The sequence below is a fragment of the Microvirga lupini genome (assembly GCF_014191055.1).
GTDB lineage: Bacteria > Pseudomonadota > Alphaproteobacteria > Rhizobiales > Beijerinckiaceae > Microvirga > Microvirga lupini_A.
The window spans coordinates 20,469-42,304 of sequence record NZ_JACHWB010000002.1 but is presented as its reverse complement, the minus strand read 5'-3'; the positions used below and the strand labels follow the sequence as shown (position 1 = coordinate 42,304).

General features: G+C 63.4%; 19 protein-coding genes. 8 read left to right on the top strand and 11 right to left on the bottom strand.

Translation table 11 applies throughout. The annotated features are described in order from the left end of the window. Positions 1 to 220: 220 nt before the first annotated feature. The 5 genes from pyrE to rpoZ all read right to left on the bottom strand — a co-directional run bounded on the left by pyrE (position 221) and on the right by rpoZ (position 5,111). On the bottom strand, positions 221 to 808 hold the full coding sequence (pyrE, locus tag FHR70_RS07215; protein ID WP_183448634.1) for an orotate phosphoribosyltransferase: 588 nt from the start codon (positions 806 to 808) through the stop codon (positions 221 to 223). 105 nt (positions 809 to 913) lie between these two features. After that, positions 914 to 1,624, bottom strand: a complete 711-nt coding sequence (locus tag FHR70_RS07210; RefSeq protein WP_183448632.1) for an HAD family hydrolase — start codon at positions 1,622 to 1,624, stop codon at positions 914 to 916. A gap of 22 nt (positions 1,625 to 1,646) precedes the next feature. Continuing rightward, complete coding sequence (locus tag FHR70_RS07205) at positions 1,647 to 2,348, bottom strand: gamma-glutamyl-gamma-aminobutyrate hydrolase family protein (protein ID WP_183448630.1); 702 nt, start codon at positions 2,346 to 2,348, stop codon at positions 1,647 to 1,649. A 6-nt stretch (positions 2,349 to 2,354) separates the two neighbouring features. Beyond that, on the bottom strand, positions 2,355 to 4,526 hold the full coding sequence (locus FHR70_RS07200) for a RelA/SpoT family protein (RefSeq protein WP_183448628.1): 2,172 nt from the start codon (positions 4,524 to 4,526) through the stop codon (positions 2,355 to 2,357). Positions 4,527 to 4,703: 177 nt separating this feature from the next. Further along, positions 4,704 to 5,111, bottom strand: a complete 408-nt coding sequence (rpoZ, locus tag FHR70_RS07195) for a DNA-directed RNA polymerase subunit omega (RefSeq protein ID WP_183448626.1) — start codon at positions 5,109 to 5,111, stop codon at positions 4,704 to 4,706. Positions 5,112 to 5,526: 415 nt separating this feature from the next. Here rpoZ and fabD point away from each other — a divergent pair, with 415 nt between their 5' ends. The 7 genes from fabD (at position 5,527) to gmk (ending at position 12,111) form a co-directional block, all read left to right on the top strand. After that, complete coding sequence (fabD, locus tag FHR70_RS07190) at positions 5,527 to 6,474, top strand: ACP S-malonyltransferase (protein ID WP_183448624.1); 948 nt, start codon at positions 5,527 to 5,529, stop codon at positions 6,472 to 6,474. A 12-nt stretch (positions 6,475 to 6,486) separates the two neighbouring features. Beyond that, positions 6,487 to 7,224: a 3-oxoacyl-[acyl-carrier-protein] reductase gene (gene fabG / locus FHR70_RS07185; protein ID WP_183448622.1), complete on the top strand. Its 738-nt coding sequence runs from the start codon at positions 6,487 to 6,489 to the stop codon at positions 7,222 to 7,224. Positions 7,225 to 7,458: 234 nt separating this feature from the next. Further along, positions 7,459 to 7,695: an acyl carrier protein gene (locus FHR70_RS07180; RefSeq protein WP_036347903.1), complete on the top strand. Its 237-nt coding sequence runs from the start codon at positions 7,459 to 7,461 to the stop codon at positions 7,693 to 7,695. A gap of 66 nt (positions 7,696 to 7,761) precedes the next feature. Further along, positions 7,762 to 9,024, top strand: a complete 1,263-nt coding sequence (fabF, locus tag FHR70_RS07175) for a beta-ketoacyl-ACP synthase II (protein WP_183448620.1) — start codon at positions 7,762 to 7,764, stop codon at positions 9,022 to 9,024. A gap of 95 nt (positions 9,025 to 9,119) precedes the next feature. Continuing rightward, positions 9,120 to 10,475: an endolytic transglycosylase MltG gene (gene mltG, locus FHR70_RS07170; RefSeq protein WP_183448618.1), complete on the top strand. Its 1,356-nt coding sequence runs from the start codon at positions 9,120 to 9,122 to the stop codon at positions 10,473 to 10,475. A gap of 93 nt (positions 10,476 to 10,568) precedes the next feature. After that, positions 10,569 to 11,456, top strand: a complete 888-nt coding sequence (locus FHR70_RS07165) for a YicC/YloC family endoribonuclease (RefSeq protein WP_183448616.1) — start codon at positions 10,569 to 10,571, stop codon at positions 11,454 to 11,456. Positions 11,457 to 11,460: 4 nt separating this feature from the next. Continuing rightward, positions 11,461 to 12,111 (top strand): guanylate kinase, encoded by a 651-nt coding sequence (gene gmk, locus FHR70_RS07160; RefSeq protein ID WP_183448615.1) that lies wholly within the window; start codon positions 11,461 to 11,463, stop codon positions 12,109 to 12,111. An 8-nt stretch (positions 12,112 to 12,119) separates the two neighbouring features. Here gmk and FHR70_RS07155 read toward each other — a convergent pair whose 3' ends face one another. From FHR70_RS07155 to lptF, 6 genes are all read right to left on the bottom strand, one after another. Further along, positions 12,120 to 13,232: a D-alanine--D-alanine ligase family protein gene (locus FHR70_RS07155; protein WP_183448612.1), complete on the bottom strand. Its 1,113-nt coding sequence runs from the start codon at positions 13,230 to 13,232 to the stop codon at positions 12,120 to 12,122. Positions 13,233 to 13,382: 150 nt separating this feature from the next. Next, a complete protein-coding gene (rsmA, locus tag FHR70_RS07150) occupies positions 13,383 to 14,243 on the bottom strand; it encodes a 16S rRNA (adenine(1518)-N(6)/adenine(1519)-N(6))-dimethyltransferase RsmA (protein WP_183448610.1) in 861 nt (286 codons plus the stop codon). After that, complete coding sequence (gene pdxA, locus FHR70_RS07145; RefSeq protein ID WP_210277540.1) at positions 14,240 to 15,241, bottom strand: 4-hydroxythreonine-4-phosphate dehydrogenase PdxA; 1,002 nt, start codon at positions 15,239 to 15,241, stop codon at positions 14,240 to 14,242. Before pdxA ends, rsmA begins: the two co-directional genes overlap by 4 nt. A gap of 24 nt (positions 15,242 to 15,265) precedes the next feature. Beyond that, positions 15,266 to 17,737, bottom strand: a complete 2,472-nt coding sequence (locus FHR70_RS07140; RefSeq protein ID WP_246407935.1) for an LPS-assembly protein LptD — start codon at positions 17,735 to 17,737, stop codon at positions 15,266 to 15,268. A gap of 62 nt (positions 17,738 to 17,799) precedes the next feature. Beyond that, entirely contained in the window at positions 17,800 to 18,885 is a 1,086-nt protein-coding gene (gene lptG, locus FHR70_RS07135; protein ID WP_183448604.1) for an LPS export ABC transporter permease LptG, read from the bottom strand. 2 nt (positions 18,886 to 18,887) lie between these two features. Next, positions 18,888 to 20,048, bottom strand: a complete 1,161-nt coding sequence (gene lptF / locus FHR70_RS07130; RefSeq protein ID WP_183448602.1) for an LPS export ABC transporter permease LptF — start codon at positions 20,046 to 20,048, stop codon at positions 18,888 to 18,890. A 214-nt stretch (positions 20,049 to 20,262) separates the two neighbouring features. Here lptF and FHR70_RS07125 point away from each other — a divergent pair, with 214 nt between their 5' ends. Further along, complete coding sequence (locus tag FHR70_RS07125; RefSeq protein ID WP_183448600.1) at positions 20,263 to 21,756, top strand: leucyl aminopeptidase; 1,494 nt, start codon at positions 20,263 to 20,265, stop codon at positions 21,754 to 21,756. The last annotated feature ends 80 nt before the right edge of the window (positions 21,757 to 21,836 follow it).

The window sequence follows — 21,836 nt, the reverse complement described above, 5'->3', positions numbered from 1 at the left end:
TCTGCCGGAGCGGCCTAACAACCTTCATTATTCAAGCAACATCTATTATTTACGCAGGCAATAAAACTGCGCGAAAAATGTATGACGTGCCTCAGAACAGGCTGCTATTAACCCTTCGGACCAGTAATCCTGACAATGGAAAATACTTAATGGCGTGTAAATTCCAAGAGTCAAGTTGTCCGAACCAAGGCAGTCAACCCTGTGTGTGACAAATAAACAGCTATTTTGATTTCAGGTCTCGGCTGCCCGGTTTTACGGCCGGAAGCGCCGCCAGATCGGGCGGCAATTGGTCTGGCGCATAGGCCGGAATATCGAGCTGGACCAGGGATACGAGAGGCACGCCGAGATCCGCCTTGCCGCCGGAGCGGTCGATGAGGCAGGCGGCACCAAGAATTGTTCCGGGATGTTCCCGAAGGGACGTGAGGCATTCCCGAGAGGAAAGGCCGGTGGTGACGATGTCTTCCACCATGACGACACGGGCGCCCTCAGGAATCGTGAACCCGCGGCGCAGGGCGAAGACCCCATTCTCCCGTTCGACGAAGATCGCCTTGGCTCCCAAATGCCGGGCCGTCTCATAGCCCGGCACGATGCCGCCGACAGCGGGCGAGACCACGTAGTCGACAGTCCCGAAGGCTTCCGTGATCTTCTGGGCAAGCGCCCGACACACGCGCTCGGTCCGCGCCGGATCCTGAAACACGAACATCTTCTGCAGGAAGACCGGGCTGTGCAGCCCCGACGAGAGAACGAAATGCCCCTCCAGCAGCGCACCGGCGGAGCGGAATTCTTCAAGAACGTCGTTCTGGGTCATGGGCGGGTCTCCTGCTAACGCGCTTTTGGCAGGCTGCTGGGCAGGAGGCAAGATCATACGAGAAAGCCCTCTGCCTGAGCTTGCCGGAATGCCTCATCCTTGAAGTCAACGAGCGCCATTCTTTGCAACCCCAGCCAGCCACCGCGGCAGCTCCGCCAAGGAGGGCAACTCCGCAAAGCGGGGATGGTCCGTCGGAAGCGGCGCGTCTTCGTGGGCCCACACCAGATGAAACGGGATGAGCGCCGCGTAGCTGCCGGCTTCGAGGGCGGGCAGGACGTCGGAGCGGATCGAGTTGCCGGCCATGGCCGCGTGCTCCGGGCCGGCGCCGTGGCGCGAGAAGATGCGGGTATAGGTGTCCGCCTTCTTCTCGCTCACGATCTCGACGCCCGAGAAGAAGCTGCCGAGGCCGGAGGCCGCGAGCTTCGATTCCTGATGGAAGAGATCGCCCTTAGTGATGAGCACGAGCCTGTATTCCGCCGAGAGCGCTTCGAGCGCCTCATGAACACCGGGGAGTGGTTCCACGGGATGGTTCATCAGTTCACGGCCAATGGCGAGGATCTCGCCGAGAGCTTGGCTCGACACCTTGCCCTCGCTCACTTGGATGGCGGTCTCCATCATCGAAAGCGTGAAGCCTTTCGCCCCATAGCCGTAGAGGCCGAGATTGCGCCTTTCCGTTGCCTCGATTTCCTCTTCGAGCCGCTTGGTGTCGACGAAATCGGCGAGCAGCTCATTGAAGCGCTGGCGCGTCGATTGATAGAAGGTCTCGTTGTGCCAGAGCGTATCGTCGGCATCGAGACCGAGAACGGAAATCGACATTGGGAATTCCTGCGATGGCGGATCAGTGGCGCTGCTGCGCCGCCTGAACGAAGGCGCCGAATAATCTGTTGCCCGGATTGTCCTGAGTTGCGAAGGCCTCCGGGTGCCACTGGACGCCGATCGCGAAGCGCCGGGACGGGATCTCGACGGCCTCGATCACGCCATCGGGGGCTCTGGCTGAAATGACAGCCTGATCGGACACTGCAACGACCGCTTCCTGATGGCGGCTGTTCACGTCGAGCCGCGTCGTGCCCACGATGCGCGACAGGATCGTGTCCGGCACGATCTCGACGGAATGCATGGCCGTCCGGTCGTCGTGGACCAGGATGTGCGGACCGGTCTTGCGGATCTCGTGCACCATGCGCCCGCCATGGAGACAGGCAAGCATCTGCATGCCGTTGCAGATGCCGAGCACTGGTTTGTCGCGATCGAGAAATCCCCGCATGAGCGCCTGCTCGATCTCGAGCCGCTCCGAAGACGGGTAACGCGACTCGTCGCCAGGGGCATACCAATCGCGGGGAAACCGGATGCGGCCGCCGACGCTCACGAAGCCGTCGAACTCCTCCACCACCGGATCGATCATCTCAGCCACATAGGGGATGCCGAACGGTAGGCCGCCGGCGCGCTGGACGGCGAAGAAATACGCCTTCGTGGTCTCATAGAGGTTGCCGCCGCCACTGGTGTTCTCATCCATGATGACGGCGATGCGAGGCTTGCGAGACATGGGGTTCTATCCGGTGACGCGATCGACACGACTCACCACGCGCTTGGCGCGCAGCTCTGCGATGATAGCATTGAGGTGCTTCAGGTCCCAGACCGTCAGGTCGATGGTCATGTCGGTGAAGTCCTGGGTGCGCCGCTTCATGGAGACATTGTCGATGTTGCCGTCATGATCGGCGATGACCTGCGTGATCTGGGCGAGCGATCCGGGCTCGTTGATCGATTGCAGCTTGATGCGCGCCGGGAAGCGCTGGGTCGAGCCCGCTTCCAGGTCCCAGCGCACATCGATCCAGCGGTCCGGCTCATTGTCGTATGCCGCCAGGGAGGGTGACTGGATCGGGTAGATCGTCACGCCCTCGCCGAGGGTCATGATGCCGACGATGCGGTCTCCCGGCACGGCTCCGCCTTCCGGCGCAAAGTGGATCGGCATATCCGTATTGAGGCCCCGGATCGGAATTCCGCTCGAGTGCTCTCCGGCGCCCTTCTTGCCCGCGCCGTCCGGCTGGCCGCTCCCCCTGCCGTCGCTGCCGGCGCGCCGCTCCTCGAAATAATCCGGGTAGACGGCACGAACCACATCGCCGGAGAACATCTCGCCACGGCCAACGGCCGCCAGCACGTCCTCGACCGAAACGCGCGCCAGCCGGGGCAGGGCGCCTTTCAGCTTCTCGTCGGAGAAGGGGCGCCCGGCACGCTCGAAGGCGCGTTCCAGGATCTGATGGCCGAGGCCCGTGTATTGCCGGCGCACGGCCGCGCGGGTCGCGCGCCGGATCGAGGCCCGAGCCTTGCCGGTGACCACGAGGGATTCCCAGGCGGCCGGGGGTGTCTGCCCTTCGGCGCGGACGATTTCCACCTCGTCGCCGTTCTGCAGTTCGGTCAACAGCGGCGACATGCGGCCGTTGATCTTGCAGCCCACCGCCGTGTTCCCGACATCGGTGTGCACCGCATAGGCGAAGTCGATGGGCGTCGCGCCGCGGGGCAGGGCGATGAGGCGGCCTTTGGGTGTGAAGCAGAATACCTGGTCGTGGAAGAGTTCGAGCTTCGTGTGCTCCAGGAACTCCTCCGGATTGTCGCCTTCCGCCAGGAGGTCGATGGTCCGCCTCAGCCACTGATAGGCGCGGCTTTCAGTGGCAAGCCGCGAATTGTCGTTCACGCCTTCCTTGTAGAGGGCATGCGCCGCGATGCCGAATTCCGCCACCTCGTCCATGTCCTCGGTGCGGATCTGAAGCTCGACGCGCTGGCTGCCCGGCCCGATCACGGTGGTGTGGATCGACCGGTAGTCGTTCTGCTTCGGGGTCGAGATGTAGTCCTTGTACCGCCCCGGCACCATGGGCCAGCTGGTATGCACGATGCCGAGTGCCCGGTAGCACTCGTCGATGGTCCCCACGATGATCCGGAACGCGAAGATGTCGGAGAGCTGCTCGAAGGAAACCGACTTCCGCTCCATCTTGCGCCAGATGGAATAGGGGCGCTTCTGGCGTCCCGAGACAACCGCCTCGATCCCTTGCGCGCGCAGCTTCGTGGTCAGGGTTCGCTCGATCTCTTCGACCAGCTTCTCGCTCTTGGTCGAGAGTTCGTGCAGGTGGCGCTTGATCGCCTCATAGGCCTCAGGGTCGAGATTCTGGAAGGACAGTTCCTCCAGCTCCTCGCGCATCTCCTGAATGCCCATGCGTCCGGCGAGAGGCGCGTAAATGTCGAGGGTCTCCTCGGCGATGCGCTTGCGCTTTTCCGGTGGCATGAACTGCAGGGTGCGCATGTTGTGCAGGCGGTCCGCGAGCTTGACGAGGAGCACGCGCACATCGTCGGCAACGGCGAGCAGCAGCTTGCGGAAGTTTTCCCCTTGCGCAGCCCGCTTCGACACGAGGTCGAGCCGCTTGATCTTGGTGAGGCCGTCCACGAGAGCGCCGATCTGGGGCCCGAAGGTCTTGTTGATCTCCTCGAGCGTCGCCTGCGTATCTTCCACCGTGTCGTGAAGGACTGCCGCCGCGATGGTCGCGTCGTCGAGCTTGAGATCTGTCAGGATGGCGGCCACTTCGAGGGGGTGGCCGAAGAACAGGTCGCCGGATGCGCGCTTCTGGGTGCCATGGGCCATCATGGCATACACGTAAGCGCGGTTGAGAAGCGCCTCATCGGCCGAGGGGTTGTAGCGCTTGACCCGCTCGACGAGTTCATACTGGCGCATCATGCGGCCGACATCTCCATTAGGCCCGGTGTCTCTGGCAGAAAGTATTGAAGATATTGTACAATGTCTCTGCGCCGCAAGCTGAATACCTTGCCGCAGGGCAGGCATGCCGGGTCGTGGTTAAGCCCTGCAACAAAAAAGCCCGGCGCAAGGCCGGGCTTTCAAAAATCCTGGTGACGCTTATTCGCGGTCGTCGTCGTCCGCGCTGTTGCTCGGGGGCACGAGGCCCTCCAAGCCGCGCAGGAGGTCCTCTTCGCTCATGCGGTCGAACTGAACGTCCGCGTCGTTGTCGCTGCCCGTGGAGGGGGCTGCGGCGGTGTTGCTGAGCATCGGAACGGCTTCGGCCTCCGGCTCGTCCACCTCGACGTACTTCTGCATGGAGTGGATGAGCTGCTCCTTCAGGTCGTCCGGAGCGATGGTCTCGTCCGCGATCTCACGCAGGGCCACGACCGGGTTCTTGTCGCGGTCGCGGTCGATCGTCAGCGGCGAGCCGGACGAGATGAGGCGAGCCCGGTGGCTGGCCAGCAGCACGAGCTCAAACCGGTTGTCGACCTTGTCGATGCAGTCTTCGACGGTCACGCGAGCCATGCGGGGCTCCTTCTTCAGGTTCAATGAATATCGGAAGGGGGACCGGATACACCGGTTGCCCTCAGAAAACAAGAGGATGCGTTCTGCGGCAGGGGCTTATGCCCATGGTCGGGGCAGGTGCGGGGACGCACGGCGGAGGTACTCCGGCATGGGTAGAGTTTCCCACGGTCAAGCCTGAGGAGGGTTGGTTGTGAGCACCTTGAGTTCCTTTCTGCTAAGTCTCGGCCATGCCTTGGATGCCGGCTTAAGGCATCTGAGCCTGCAGCGGCCTCCCGTGAACCGGCAGATGCTGACGGGGTGGCGGCGCCTGATCTGATCACAGGTCAAGTGCGGGGCAGCGCGCCCTTCGCCTTGACTCCATGCTCTCCGGGTGCGAGTCCCGCGCGGATTCGTTGAACTGAGGGTTCCGTTCCTGATGACGCGCGCATTCATTTTTCCTGGACAGGGAAGCCAGACGGTCGGAATGGGCAAGGCCCTGGCCGAGGCCTTCCCGCAAGCCAAGGCTGTCTTCAACGAGGTGGATGAGGCCCTGTCCCAGAAGCTCTCCACCCTGATGTGGGAGGGGCCGGCCGAGGAGCTGACCCTCACGGCCAATACCCAGCCGGCCTTGATGGCGGTAAGCCTGGCGGCGATCCGCGTTTTGGAGGCCGAGGCCGGTCTCGACCTGAAGCAGCATGCCGCCTTCGTGGCCGGCCATTCGCTCGGCGAGTATTCGGCGCTTGCCGCCGCCGGCAGCCTGTCCATTTCCGATACGGCCCGGCTTCTCAGGATCCGCGGTAACGCCATGCAGAATGCCGTTCCCGTAGGGCAGGGCGCTATGGCGGCGCTTCTTGGCCTTGAATACGACGCAGCCCTTGAGGTGGCCCGTGAGGCGGCCCAGGGCGAGGTCTGCGATGCGGCCAACGATAATGGCGGCGCCCAGGTGGTGGTGTCCGGCCATAAGAGCGCCGTCGAGCGGGCCGTGGCCATTGCCCAGACCAAGGGGGCCAAGCGCGCCGTGATGCTGGCCGTGTCCGCCCCCTTCCATTGCGCCCTCATGCAGCCGGCGGCCGATGCCATGCGCGAGGCCCTGGACCGGGTGACCGTGAACGCTCCCGTCGTTCCGGTCGTGGCCAATGTGGAGGCTGCCCCCATCACCGATCCAGCGGCGATCCGCGATGCCCTGGTCCGTCAGGTCACCGGCACCGTGCGCTGGCGCGAGAGCGTGGCCTATATGGCTTCCCAGGGCGTCAACTCCTTCTATGAGGTTGGTTCCGGCAAGGTGCTGACCGGGCTCGTGAAGCGCATCGCGTCCGGCGCGTCCGGCGCCGCCATCGGAACCCCTGAGGATGTTGCCGCCTTCAAGGCGTCTCTGAACGGATAAGAGGAACCCCGCATGTTCGATCTCACCGGCCGCAAGGCTCTCGTCACCGGCGCCACGGGCGGAATCGGCGGCGCCATCGCCCGTGCCCTCCATGCCCAGGGCGCGACCGTCACTCTCTCCGGCACCCGGCGCGCCGCCCTGGATGAGCTTGCCTCGTCGTTGGGCGAGCGGGTCCATGTGGTCGAGGCCAACCTGGCCGACAAGGACTCGGTCGAGGCTCTCGTCCCGGCCGCCGAGGCCGCCATGGAAGGGCTCGACATCCTGGTCAACAACGCGGGGGTCACCAAGGATAACCTCTTCATGCGCATGAAGGACGAGGAATGGGACACGGTGATCGCCGTGAACCTCACCGCCTCCTTCCGTCTCTCCCGGGCTGCCGTGAAGAACATGATGCGCCGCCGCTACGGCCGCATCGTCAATATCGGCTCCGTAGTGGGCTCCACGGGCAATCCGGGGCAGGGGAATTATGCCGCCTCCAAGGCCGGCCTGATCGGCATGACCAAGGCTCTCGCCGCCGAGGTGGCCAGCCGCAACATCACGGTCAATTGCGTCGCTCCGGGCTTTATCGAGTCGCCCATGACCGATGTGCTCAACGAGAAGCAGCGTGAGGGAATCCTGGGCACGATCCCCATGGGGCGCCTGGGTCAGGGCGATGAGATCGCCTCCTCGGTCGTTTATCTCGCATCGAGCGAAGCCGCCTACGTGACGGGTCAGACCCTGCACGTGAATGGCGGAATGGCTATGTTCTAAAGGAACTTATCGCCGTTTCCGGAATCTGTTTGCAGGTGCCGTTCACCTCTCGCCAGACTGGATAAGCTTGTGTTAAGCATGATCCCGATCAGGTCAAAGGGGTTGACCGGCGCTTAAAAATGCGGCTTTGCACGGCGCAGGGTAGCCGTTTCAGCGTTGTCAGCTGAGCAGCTGATCTAATTTGATTTCTTGAATCCGCCCAATCCTGAGGCGGCAGCCACTGAGGAAAAAACGATGAGTGACGTCGCTGATCGCGTGAAGAAGATTGTTGTCGAGCACCTCGGCGTCGAAGCCGACAAGGTGGTCGAGAACGCGAACTTCATCGACGACCTGGGCGCCGACAGCCTTGATACGGTCGAGCTGGTGATGGCGTTCGAGGAAGAGTTCAACGTCGAGATCCCGGACGACGCGGCTGAGACCATCGTGACGGTCGGCGACGCTGTCCGCTTCCTCGAGAAGAACGCAGCCTAAAAACTGGGCGGGCGTCGGGTGACTCATCCGACGCCCGAATTTTATCAATCGATAGGGCAGGAATTCATGCGCCGCGTAGTTGTTACAGGTCTTGGCATGGTCACTCCGCTGGGCAGCGGGGTCGACGCCACATGGTCCCGCCTCGTCGAGGGGCAGAGCGGCGCCGGCAAGATTACGGATTTTCAGGTCGATGACCTGGCCTGCCAGATCGCCTGCCAGATTCCGCGCGGCGACGGCACCAACGGCACCTTCAACGCCGACGAGTGGATGGAGCCCAAGGAGCAGCGCAAAGTTGATCCCTTCATCGTATATGCAATGGCAGCTTCGACCCAGGCTCTTCGTGATTCCGGCTGGCAACCCAAGACCTATGAGGAGCAGTGCGCCACGGGTGTGCTGATCGGGTCCGGCATCGGCGGCATCGGCGGCATCTATGAGGCTTCCGCCACCCTCATCGAGCGCGGCCCGCGCCGGATCTCGCCCTTCTTCATTCCCGGCCGCCTGATCAACCTCGCCGGCGGTTACGTGTCCATCGAGCACGGCCTGAAGGGCCCGAACCACGCCGTCGTGACCGCCTGCTCTACCGGTTCTCATGCCATCGGTGACGCAGCTCGGCTAATCGCGCTCGGCGATGCGGACGTGATGGTGGCCGGCGGCACGGAATCCCCGGTCAATCGCCTCTCCATCGCGGGCTTTGCCGCCTGCCGGGCCCTCTCCACGGGCTATAACGACACGCCAGAGAAGGCCTCCCGCCCCTACGACAAGGACCGTGACGGCTTCGTCATGGGCGAGGGCGCCGGCGTGGTGGTGCTGGAAGAATACGAGCACGCCAAGGCCCGCGGCGCCAAGATCTATGCCGAGGTCATCGGCTATGGCCTGTCAGGGGATGCCTATCACATCACCTCGCCGTCCGAGGACGGGGACGGCGCCTATCGCTGCATGGCCGCGGCCCTGAAGCGCGCCGCTATCGACGTGTCCGAGATTGACTACGTCAACGCCCACGGCACCTCGACGCCGCTCGGCGACGAGCTGGAGCTGAAGGCCGTCGAGCGGATCATGGGCAATGCCGCCGGCAAGCTTTCCATGTCGTCGACCAAGTCGGCGATCGGGCACCTGCTCGGCGCCGCCGGTGCCGTCGAGGCGATCTTCTCGATCCTGGCCATCCGCGACGGCATCGTCCCGCCGACCATCAACCTCGACAATCCGTCCGTGGAGACGGCCATCGATCTCGTGCCCAAGCAGGCCAAGCGCAAGGAGGTCAATGTGGCCCTGTCGAATTCCTTCGGCTTCGGCGGAACTAACGCTTCGCTCATTCTTCGTCGCGTATCCTGACGCGGGCGGCGGGCCGTTACGGCTTTTCGCCATAATCCCGGCTAGGGTGTCGGCGGACCGGCAGGACCGCCGGCCGATACCAGAAAAGCGGCTTAATGTTCGGACGAAAGAAAAAGATCCTTCTCCCTCTGGACGATTCCGAGAATGGATCGTCCCAGCCCCGTCTGGCGCCCCGGTCCCCCAGCGAGGCCATCAAGCCCTCGATGGCTCCGCCGCCGCCGCCGAGGCTCCGCCGCCGCCGCAGGGGCATGCTCTCCCTGCTCAGCGGACTGCTGACGCTGCTCGTGGCCGTGGCGATCGCCGGCATCTTCGGCTTCTCCATGCTGCAGCAGGCCGTGACGTCGAACGGGCCGCTGCAGAGCGACAAGGTCGTGGTGATCCCCCGCAACACCGGCACGGGTGAGATTGCCCAGATCCTCAAGCAGGAAGGCGTGATCGAGCAGCCCCTGCTGTTCCAGGCCTATGCCTACATGAACCGCCAGCGTGGGCAGCTCAAGGCCGGCGAGTTCCAGTTCAAAGCCGGAACCAGCATCGAGGACGCCATCGACACCCTGATTCAGGGCCGGGCCATTCTGCACACCGTCACGGTTCCTGAGGGGCTCACCAGCGAGCAGATTCTGGCTCGCCTCTACGAGCATGAGATCCTCACCGGCGACGTCACCGAAACCCCGCGCGAAGGCTCGCTTCTGCCCGATACCTACAAGTTCGAGCGCGGCACCACGCGTCAGCAGATCATCAGCACCATGCAGGCGGCCCAGCGTCAGGCCATTGAGCAGATCTGGCAACGCCGCTCGCCCGAACTGCCGATCAAGTCGCCGCAGGAACTCGTGATCCTGGCTTCCATCGTGGAGAAGGAGACGGGTCGCGCCGACGAGCGCACGCGGGTGGCCGGCGTCTTCATCAACCGCCTCATGAAACGTATGAAACTCCAGTCCGACCCCACCATCGTCTATGGACTCGTGGGCGGAAAAGGCACCCTGGGACGTGGCATCCTGCGCAGCGAGATCGAGGCGGCGACGCCCTACAACACCTATGTGGTCGAAGGGCTGCCGCCCGGACCAATCGCCAATCCGGGCCGCGCTGCGCTCGAAGCCGTGGCCAACCCGTCCAGGACCAAGGACCTCTACTTCGTGGCCGATGGATCCGGCGGCCATGCCTTCGCCGAGACCTACGAGCAGCATCAGCGCAACGTGACCCGCTGGCGGCAGATCGAGAAGTCCCGCCCGACACCTGAGGCCACCGAGGTGGATCGCGTTGCGCCCGATGGCGAGCAGACCAGTCTGCCGCCCGGCACCGCACCGGCGCTGCGCGGTACCGCAAATGCTCTACCGGCTGGCGGTCGTCTCGGGCGCGGCTTCGATGCCAGCGAGGGAACCGACCGGGACCCGCTCAAGAACAAGAATTTCGACCTGAACAATCCGAAGAACGTTCCCGCTCTCCGGCAGCCCTGAGCGACCGGATAATCCCCAATCCTGCAATCGACTCTTCGATCGGCGCGCATTATGGTCGCGCCGATTTTTCATTCCGTTTTCGAGGTTTCACGCATGTCCGTTGCGAGCATGACCGGCTTTGCCCGCGAGGCTGGCGTTACCGGTGCCTATCAATGGGCTTGGGAACTCAAGACCGTGAATGGTCGTGGGCTCGAGGTGCGTGTTCGGGCACCGTCGGGCCTCGATGCCATGGGCGAGGAGGCCCGCGGGCAGATCCTCAAGGCGCTCACCCGCGGCCAGGGCCAGCTGAATCTGTCCTTGAGGAAGGCGTCGTCGGCTCCGAAGCTGCGCGTCAATCAGGACGTGCTGCAATCGCTGCTGACCGCCCTCGGTAACCTGTCGCTTCCGGAGACCGTGAAGCCCGCTTCCCTCGACGGTCTTCTCGCCGTGCGCGGCGTGGTGGAACTCGACGACGATGCCGATGATCCTGGGCAGGATCAGGAGCTTGCATCCGCGTTGAGAGCCGGTGTCGGGGCGCTGATCGATGCGCTCAAGTTGGCTCGGCTGAAGGAGGGGCAGGCGCTCTCCGCCGTCCTTGGGCAGCAGCTGGATCTGATCTCACGGCTCGTCGACGAGGCCGAGGCTGCGCCTGCCCGCCAGCCGGAGGCGATCCGCGCCCGGCTGGAGGCTCAGATCGCAGAACTGTTCGAGGGAAAGCACACCCTCGACCCGACGCGCCTCCATCAGGAGGCGGTGATGATCGCAGCCCGCGCGGATATCCGTGAAGAGCTCGATCGCCTGCGTGCCCATGTGGACGCCGCGCGGGGCCTGTTGGAGGAGGGCGGTCCGGTCGGCCGTCGGCTTGACTTCCTGGCACAGGAATTCGGGCGCGAGGCGAACACCCTGTGTGCGAAAGCCAATGATGTCTCCCTGTCGCGGATCGGCCTTGAACTGAAGGCCGTAATCGAGCAATTCCGCGAGCAGGTTCAGAACGTGGAGTGATGCGGTGAGCCAAGATCCGAAATCGCCGGTCGGCCGTCGTGGCCTGATTCTCATCCTGTCGTCGCCATCCGGTGCCGGCAAGACCACGCTTACCCGCAGCCTCGTGGAAGAGCGGGCGGGCGCCCTGTCGATCTCCGTGACCACGCGGCCTAAGCGCCCGTCCGAGATCGAAGGCAAGCACTATCATTTCATCGATGTGGAAGAGTTCAAGGCGATGCGTGATCGCGACGAACTCCTCGAATGGGCGGAGGTGCACGGCAATTTCTACGGCACCCCGCGCAAGCCCGTGGAGAGAACGCTGGCATCCGGCCAGGACATGGTCTTCGACATCGACTACCAGGGCACCCGCCAGGTGCGCCAGAAGCTGCCCGACGATGTGGTGACCGTGTTCGTCCTGCCTCCGAGCTTCAAGGAACTCAAGGCGCGCCTGGAGCGTCGGGCGGAAGATGCGCCCGATGTCATCGCCAAGCGTCTCGCCAACGCCCGGGTCGAGATGGAGCGCTGGGTCGAGTACGATTACGTGATCGTCAACGAGGACCTGGGCAAGTCCTTCCAGAGCCTGAAGGCCATTCAGACCGCCGAGCGTCTCAAGCGCGATCGCCTCGTCGGCCTCTCCGATTTCGTCGAAGGACTGCTCTCGGAGAAGCTCGACTGAATCTCCGGTTACACGAGCGCCAGCTGGTTTCGACGCTCATGGCGGGCAATGGCATGCCCGATCAGCACTTCCATCAACTCGCTCTGCGGCAGGCCACCGGCCTCCCAGAGCTTCGGGTACATGCTGATCGCCGTGAAACCCGGCAGGGTGTTTGCCTCGTTGATGAAAACATTTTCCTCGTTCTTGGGATCAACGAAGAAGTCGACGCGGGCTAAGCCTTCGCAACCCAAGGCCTGGAAGGTCGCGATTGCAAGCTCCTGGATGCGCTGTGTCAGTTTCGAAGGCAGTTCGGCCGGAATGCGCATCATCGCGCCGTCCGCATCGATATACTTGGCGTCGTAGCTGTAGAAGCCGTGGTTGTCGGCGGGCAGAATTTCGCCCAGCGGGGATGCCTTGATCTCGCCGGCAGCGTTCTCGAGCACAGAGCACTCAACTTCCCGTGCGCCCGTGACGCTGCTCTCTACGAGCACCTTGCTGTCATAGCGGAAGGCATGATCGCAGGCCCTACCAAACTCCTCAGCAGAGAAGGCGCGGGATACGCCAACGGACGAGCCCATATTGGCGGGCTTGACGAAGAGGTTCGATGTCCCGAGCGTATCAGCGGCTGACCGGTAATCGACCCGGGTGCGTGGCGTCAGGGTAAGAAAGGGAACCACCGGCAGGCCCCTGTCGCGCAACAGGCGCTTTGCCACGTCCTTGTCCATGGCGGCAGCCGAGCCCAGCACGCCCGAACCGACATAAGGCACACCGGCCAGCTGCAGGAACCCTTGAACCGTCCCGTCCTCCCCATTGGGTCCGTGGAGCACGGGCACGACAGCATCGAGACGGATCGAAGCAGGAGCGGCATTGCCGTTCATGACGAGAAGCTCGCCGGCACCTCCCGGAAGCGGAGCAACCTGCGGAGCACCCTCCGGAATCTCCAACGATCGGACGCCGCGCCCGCCGCCATTGCCACTGTCGCAGAGAAGCCAGCGTCCGTCCCGGCCGATGCCGATCAGGACAATGTCGTACCGATCCGGGTCGAGGGCGCGCAGAACATTGGCTGCCGACATCTGCGAGACCTCATGCTCCGCAGAGCGTCCCCCGAACAGAAGCCCGATCCTCTTGCGCGGCTGCGTCATGCCCGCTTCCTCCTCTGGCGGCTGTATGAGGCCACCTGCCTGATGCGATCATGGAGAGGTGCGGTTAAGGTCCCATGAAGGACCCGCGCCACTCCTGCCGAGCGGCTGCATATAGGCCATGCCAGGGATGAGGCGAGCGTCGGATTGAGGTTACGCCCGAGTGCCTCGCATGGCGTCCAGGGCATTGGCCAGCGCCACATAGCCCTCAACCGGGATGTTCTCGGCCCGGATCGTCTCCTCGAGCCCGGCCGCCCGGATGATCTCGGCCGGATCCGGCGTAAGGGATTTAAGGCTCTGGCGCAGCATCTTGCGGCGCTGGCCGAAAGCGGCGCGCGCCACCGCCTCCAGCGCTTCGAGGCGGCAGGGCAGAGGGTTCGCCCGTGGCGTGAGATGGACGATGCTCGACGTGATCTTCGGCGGCGGCACGAAGGCCGAGGGGGGCACATCGAAGAGGATGCGTGACTCCGTGCGCCAGCCGCAGAGAACGCCGAGGCGGCCATAGTTCTTCGGGTCGCTCTCGTCAGCCACGATGCGCTCGGCGACCTCTCGCTGGAACATAAGCGTAAGCGAGGCCCACCAGGGCGGCCAGGCCTCGACGGTCAGCCATCCGGTGAGAAGGGCCGTACCGACATTGTAGGGAAGGTTGGCGATGATCCGCACGAGGCCTTCACCGACCAATGGGCGCGGGTCGAATTCCAGGGCATCGGCTTCGACCACCTCCAGCCGGCCCGGATAATGGTCCGCGATCTCGGCCAGCGCTGGCAGGCAGCGGGTGTCGCGTTCGATGGCCACGACCTTCTTGGCGCCGGCCGCAAGGATCGCCCGGGTCAGGCCGCCGGGGCCGGGGCCGACCTCGATGATTGTAGCTTCCTCCAGCGGTCCGGCGGAGCGGGCTATGCGGCTTGTCAGATTGAGGTCGAACAGGAAGTTCTGGCCAAGCGACTTCTTGGCCATGAGCCCATGGGTGCGGACCACCTCGCGCAAGGGGGGGAGGTCATCGATCTGGCTCATGAGGCTCCCAGACGGGCAGCAAGCTTGATGGCGGCGATGAGGCTGTCGGGCCTAGCAATGCCCTTGCCCGCGATGTCGAAGGCCGTACCGTGATCCGGGGAGGTGCGCACGAAAGGAAGCCCGAGGGTCACGTTGACCGCTTCATCGAACGCGATGGTCTTGATCGGGATGAGAGCCTGATCGTGATACATGGCAAGCGCCGCATCGTAGCGGCTGCGGGCGCGGGCATGGAACATGGTGTCGGCGGGCAGGGGGCCTGCCATCTCGATGCCCTCCGCGCGCAGGATGTCGATGGCCGGGACGATGACGTTGGCCTCCTCCGTTCCCATAGCTCCGTTCTCGCCGGCGTGAGGGTTGAGGCCCGCAAGCGCCAGCCTCGGCTTCGCGATGCCGAACCGCTTCCGCAGTTCCCGAGCGACGATCCGCCCGGTCCGCACGATCAGCTCCGTGGTGAGAGCGGCGGGAACGTCCGCAAGGGGGATGTGCACGGTCACAGGCACCACCGCCAGCTGCTCGCTCCAGAGCATCATCACGGGATGATAGGTTTCTCCGCCACCTTTCGACGCAAGAGCAGCGAGAAACTCCGTATGGCCTGGATGCCGGAACCCGGCCTCGTAGAGCACGTGCTTGGCGATGGGGTTGGTGACGAGCGCCGAAGCGGCTCCATCCTGGACCAATCGGACGGCGGTCTCGATGGACTCGACCACCGATGCCGCAGCGCCCGCAGCCGGCTGACCCGCCTGCGCCGAGACCGGACCGCTCAAGGGGATAACCGGAAGAGACTTTGAAAATGTACCCGGGATCTGCGCCGTTTCGACGGTCCTGATCGGAACGTCCCAGCCCTGGTTCTGCGCAAGGCGTTCAAGAAATGCGGGGTCGCTCAACACCGCGAAGGGGGGCAGAGCCTGTTCTTTTCGCAGCATCCAGGCCTTGAGGGCCAGTTCCGGCCCGATCCCGGCGGGGTCACCCTGCGTCAGCAGGAGTGAGGGCTGGTTCAAGGCTGTCACCTGCGTCTTTCACCATCACTCATCAGCGGAACCGCCGAGCCTCTGGGTGTAGCCCACCTCGCCGAGGGAGCGGAGCTCGAGGCTGAAAGCGATCGTATGGTTCTGCTCCTTCTCGCCCGAGGACAGGGTGATGTCGCGCGGGGTGATGCTGTAGCTCACCGAGAAGGTGGTGCACTCGTCGATATAGCCCAATCCCAGGGACATGCCGGCCACAGTAGTGGCGTTCTCTGGAGTGGCTACCGGGAAGGCCTCGCGGGCCGTCAAGTAGCGATCGAGATCGAGCAGGATCGAGCCTGTCACGAACCAGTTCGGCGTCATGTCCCAGCGGGCGGAGGCCAGCAGGCCCTCGCGGCGGGTCGGGTAGCCGATGGCGGGCTGAGCCGCATAGCGGGCATAGGTCAGCGAGGTCGAAACCGGCAGATAGGGATTGAAGTTCGCCCGGATGCCGGCTTCGAACCGGTTCAGGCTGAAATCTTCCTGATCGAAGCGTCCGCGCGAGACGAAGGCGAAATTGGCATTCGGAGAGATCTGGAAGCGGCCGACATAGTCGGATGCTCGCGAATCAAGACCCGAATCCAGGCCCACATTGGCCAGATCGCCCTGCCGGAACGAGTTGCGTCCCGCAACCTGATAGGATTGTCCGAACAGCACGTTGGCATAGAAGTTATCTGCGCCAGTAACGGTGTACTGCAAGCCGACATTGGCGCGTACGCCGCCCTCGACGCGATCGTAGCCGGAAAACTTGTCCCAGTCGAAGAGCGACGTGTCGTCGAACACAAGGCTCTGGGCATCCTCGTTGGGAAGGCTGCCGATCCGGGTTTCGTTCGGGCGAGCAACGATCTGGGCGATCGGCTCCAGAATCTGCTGTCCTGATGTGCCCAGGCTGGCGATGAAGGGATAACGATATTCGAGACCGACCGCCGGCATGGCGCGGAAGAGATAATCATCGTCCGCGTCGGTGAAGTTGGCCAGCTCCGGGTTCTGGTACCCGTTGAAGTCAGGGGCGATCCAGAAGTTATCGGCCCGCAGGTAGGCGAACGGGGTCCAGACCTGACCGATGGGGTCGATGAACTCGCGCCGCCAGGAGGCTGTAACGGACGCTCTGGATGCCGAGCCGCTGATGCCGCGAACGAGGCATGAACTCGGATCGAATACGGTGCAGGTCCGGGCGATGCCGAAATAGGTGGTATTGCCAGGTGACAGCGGATCGAACTGGGCAGCCTCGCGGGACAGGCTGGTGACGTTCACATCAAGTGCGAACTCGCCGCCGATGGTCGAAGGCGTAAAGCGCTTGTTGTAGTCGATCACCGGCGCCACGACCGGCTGCTGCTTCTGCCAGTCGTAGGTGGAGAGGGTCTTGAAATAGTAGCCCCGCGCATCGAAGAACGAGCGATCTCCCTGGCCCTGGAGATAGACGGTCGAGATCGATTCCTTGACGTAATAGCTGCTCAGGCTCTCGCTGCGGATGCGATAGTTCGTGAGAAACCATTTGTCGGACACAAGGGCAATGTCCCAGCCCCAGCGCCAGTTCTGGTTGATGAAGAACTCGCCCGATGACTCAAGGGAGCCACGAAAATCGCGGTCGCCTGCTCCATATGGAGAGAGAAGGAAAGCCTCAGGATCCAGCTGGTTGATGCCGGCCGCGCGGATATTGTAGGCGCCGGTCTCCAGGCGGTGACGCCACTCAACCAGCCCGAGAAGGCCCTGACGGCTCAGAATGGTCGGGCTGATCGTCAGGTCATAATTGGGAGCAATGGCCCAGAAGAACGGGATCGAGCCGCCATAGCCCAGGGTATTAGAGTAGACATAACGCGGCGCGAGGAAGCCCGTCTTGCGCTTCACGGTCGGATCGGGCGTCCAGAAATAGGGCAGGTAGGCGACCGGGATGCCGAGAAGCTCGAGGGTGGCATCCTCGTAATAGATCGTCCGCTCGCTGTTGTTGTGGATGATCTTCGCGGCCTTCACCTGCCAGAGCGGGGGGCGTTCAGGATTGTCCTTGCACGGCTCGCAGGCCGTATAGGTACCGCGTTCAAAAGTTGTGGTCTCGCCTTCCGCACGCTCGGCCCGGGGGGCAGAGAATCGGGTCGTCAGGGGACGGCCTTGTTCCACGGTGGTCTGAACCACTCTCAAGGAATCGATGAAGCCGTTCTTGAAGTCATCGGTGAGCTCGAAGCGGTCACCCGTAGCGACGGTGCCGTTGGCCTCCGTCAAGCGGGCATTGCCTTCGGCAAAGACGCGGCCGGTGTTCCGGTCATAGGTGACCCGGTCGGCCTGGAGCGTCCGACCCTGGTAGTTCATCTGCACATCGCCGGAGGCCGCGATTGTGTTCCGGTCGTTGTCGTAGACGATTTCCTTAGCGTCAACGAGGAGGCGGTCCTCCCCGGACCCCGATCGGGCGCGGGCGCCAATGGCCTCGTTCAGCGTGGCTTGGGCAAGCGCAGGCATTGACCCAGCGGCATAAACCAGTGCCGCTGCGATCGCAGACATTGCGATCGTTGTCTTGAGCCGCCGCATCCCCACTCCTTCGCAATACTTCTTATTGAGAACGGTCAGCCGTCCTCTTGGTACAATAAGGCCAAGGTCCCCAAAAGAGTGCCTACTACGGCAGGGAACCAAGCCGCAACCAGGGAACTGATGATTCCGGAGGCTCCAAGCTCCGCCATAAGCTCAGTGGCGACATAAAGCATGAACCCGGCTGCGACGCCACCCAGAACCATCATGGCTACACCGCCAAATCGAAAGAATCTTAACGAGACGGATGCGGCAACGAAGACCATGGCGATGAAGAGAAGGGGGCGGGCCAGAAGCAGGTCATAATGAAGGCGGTAGGTCGTCGCGTTGATATCCGCCTGCTCCAACCGGGCAATCGTCGCCTTCAGGTCCCAGAACGGGACTGCATCCGGATCGATGAAGCTCTGTCGAACCTCCGAGGGCTGCAGGGTTGAGGCGATCAGGTAACGATCGTGAGATTGCGGCTCCTCGGTTGCGGACAGAACTCTGGCTTCCTTCAACTCCCAGAAGCCCTCATGCAGGTTCGCCTCCGGGGCCTCGATCCGATGGCTGAATGTGCCATCGTGGTCGAAGGCATAAACCGTGACGTCATAAAGGGTCGCAGCGTTCGTCGCCGAGCCGTTCGCGCGGAAAATGGCTTGGCCGTCCTGGCTTCTCTGACGAAGCCAGATCGGCTTTTCCCGGGTTTGGACATTCCTGGAGAAGATGCTCGTTTCCAGGGTGGAAGCACGCTGCTTGAGGACGGCTGAGAGCGGGTTGTAGACGGTGACGGAGAGCGCGCCGATCAGCACGGCGATGAGGAGCCCCGGCTGAAGAAACTGCCAGGCGGAGATTCCGGCTGCGCGGGCCACCACCAGCTCCAGCTTGCGGCTGAGCTGCAGGAGGGCCGCCATACTGCCGAACAACACCGCAAAGGGCATCACCTGCTCGGCGATGGCCGGGGTGCGGAACAGGGCCAGCTGGGCGATCACGCCCGCCGTCGCACTCGGGGCGTCACCGGCCCGGCGCATGAGCTCCACGAAATCCAGGGTATAAACCAGGGTGAAGACCGTCGCGAAGACCAGAAAGATGGTCTTGAGAAACTGCCGCGAGAAATAGAAGCCTAGGGTTCTGCCGATGAGCATGGTCAGGCTTTCTGGGTCGCGGGAGCGCGCGTCGGCAGGAGATTGTTGAACATTCTTAGGATCTTGGCCTGAGCCGACCGCATGGCAGGTCCCTTCAGGATCAGCAGCAGGCTGATCAGGATGCTTGCCAGCGGCACGGCATAGATTGCAATCACCGCGGCCGAGGTCCGGGCGACGCCGCTCGAAGCGGCAAAGCCGAGGATCCGCATCAGGACGATCGCCACCACCGCGCTGGCGATTGCCATGCCACGGCCTTGGCGGGTCGTCCGGGATTCGCCGAGAGCCGCGAAGGCGATCATCATCATGGCGAGCGGGTAGAGCCAGGAGGACAGGCGCTCATGCAATTCGGCCCGGAAGCGCCCTGACTGCTCCTGATAGAGGGGTTCGCTCTTGTCGGGGAACAGGAGCTGGAGGGTGCTTCGCTCGCGCGGTTTGTAGACGACCTCTCCGCCCTCCCTGTTGAAGGCTGACAGATCGACGGCATAGCGCTCGAAGGCGACAATGGAGGAATCGCGGCTGTTCGGCTCCTTGCGCTGAACGCTTCCCTTCTGAAGCACGAGGTAGGACGTTCCATTCTGCTCGGCGGTCTGGCCCCGCTCGGCCAGATAGACGACGGCTTTGTTTTTCTCCCGGAGATCTTCCATGAAGATTCCGAGCAGGGAATCCCCCTGGCGCTCCCGGTAATGGAAGGTGATGCCGTTCTCCAGGCTGATGAACTGGCCCTCCTTGGCCATAGTGCCCACGAAGTCGGCCCGGATCTTCGTGAACAGCTGGCGCATCTCCTGAAAGCTCGCGGGCATGATGTGGATCGAGATGATCCCGACAATGAGGCAGACAAAAGCCGACAGCGCCAGGAAGGGCCGCAGCAGCCGTCCCGGGGGCATGCCCCCGGCGCTCATGACAATCAGCTCGGAGTCGCCGTTCAGCTTGTTCAGCGTGTAGACGGTGGCCAGGAACAGGGCCACGGGGGCAATGACGCTGATCAGGGCCGGCAGCGAGAGCCCGGTCACGGTCAGAAAGATCAGAAGGGTCTGACCCTTGCCAGTCAGCAGGTCGAGTTCCCGCAGAGCCTGGGTGATCCAGATCACCCCCGTCAGGGCGAGCAGGCAGGCGGCGAAGGCGCTGAATGTGATTTTCAGGATGTAGCGTTCGAGAAGTGTCATAAGGCCCTTCGCCCCCGGGCGGTTGCGCCCTGGGTATCGTGTCACAAGATCTCAGGCAAGATGGCCGTTTTCAACAGCCTGGGATTGCGCCGATTTCACGGCAGCTTCCCCGTTCCCAAGCCTGCAATATGATATATGTCCCACCCGTTACCATCGCGCATCAGCGTCGCAGCCGGCCCCAAGACCGGAAATGCACCAGAACAAAGAGGATTTCATGGCCGACAGCTTCAAGATCGACTTTCAGGCCCACGGCAAGGTCGAATCCGGCGACCTCATCGTCTTCGTTGGAGAGAATCTCAAGCCTTCCGCGACAGTGGCCAAGCAGCTCGGGCCGAAGGCTGTCGATCTGATCGCCAAGGCGGCCGCAGCCGAGAGCTTCAAGGGCAAGGCCAAGTCCGCCATGTCGATTGTGGTCCCCACGGGCCTCTCCGTCGACAGGTTGATCGTGATCGGCCTAGGGGGCGAGAAGGACCGGAGCGATGTGGACTTCGCCCAGTTGGGCGGCCTGATCGCCGGTAAGGTGAACGGCAAGCTGGCGACCGTGGTCCTGGACCTGCCCGAGACCGAGGTCACCCCTGACGCTGTGGCGGATATCGCCCTCGGCGTCCAGCTGCGCCGCTACAGCTTCGACCGCTACAAGACCAAGAAGAAGGACGAGGACAACGGCAAGAGCGGCGGGCGGCTGGTCTTCAGCGTGGCGGATCCCGCTGCGGTCAGGAAGGCCTACAAGACCCGCGAGGGAATCCAGCAGGGCGTCATCATCGCCCGAGATCTTGTCAACGAGCCGCCGAACGTTCTGGGGCCGCAGGAATTCGCCGCCCGCGCCCAGGCCCTGACCAAGCTCGGTGTTGAGGTCGAGATCCTCGACGACAAGGCCATGAAGAAGCTCGGCATGGGGGCGCTGCTCGGCGTGGCGCAGGGCTCGGTGCGGGGTGGCCGGGTGGCCATCATGCGCTGGAACGGCGGCAAGGCGAACGACAAGCCCATCGCCTTTGTGGGCAAGGGCGTGGTCTTCGACACCGGCGGCATCTCGATCAAGCCGGGCGCCGGCATGGAGGACATGAAGGGCGACATGGCGGGTGCTGCATGCGTGGTCGGCCTCATGCATGCCCTGGCGAGCCGCAAGGCGAAGGCCAACGTGGTCGGCGCCATTGGTCTTGTGGAGAATATGCCCGACGGCAACGCCCAGCGGCCCGGCGATATCGTCACCACCATGTCGGGCCAGACCATCGAGATCATCAACACGGATGCGGAGGGCCGCCTCGTGCTGGCCGACGTGCTCTGGTACGTCCAGGACAGGTTCAAGCCCAAGTTCATGATCGACCTCGCAACCCTCACGGGCGCCATCATGGTGGCTCTGGCCCAGGAATATGCCGGCCTGTTCTCGAACAATGACGAGTTGGCCGATCGCCTGACCGTTGCCGGCAAAGCGACCGGCGAGCGCGTCTGGCGCATGCCGCTGGGGCCGGAATTCGACAAGATGATCGAATCCAAGTTCGCCGACATGAAGAACTCGGCCGGACGCTTCGGCGGGTCGAGCACCGCGGCGGCGCTGCTCCAGCGCTTCGTCAACGATGTGCCCTGGGCGCATCTCGATATCGCCGGCACCGCCATGGGCTCGCCGCAGAACGAGATCAACAAGGGCTGGGCCTCGGGCTGGGGCGTGCGCCTTCTCGATCGCCTCGTGCGCGATCATTACGAGGCTTGAGTCTCCAAAGCGTCATCCTGGGGCTGCGCAGCAGAACCCGGGATCGCTTGATGCGAAGGGTGCTTGATCCTGATGACGAT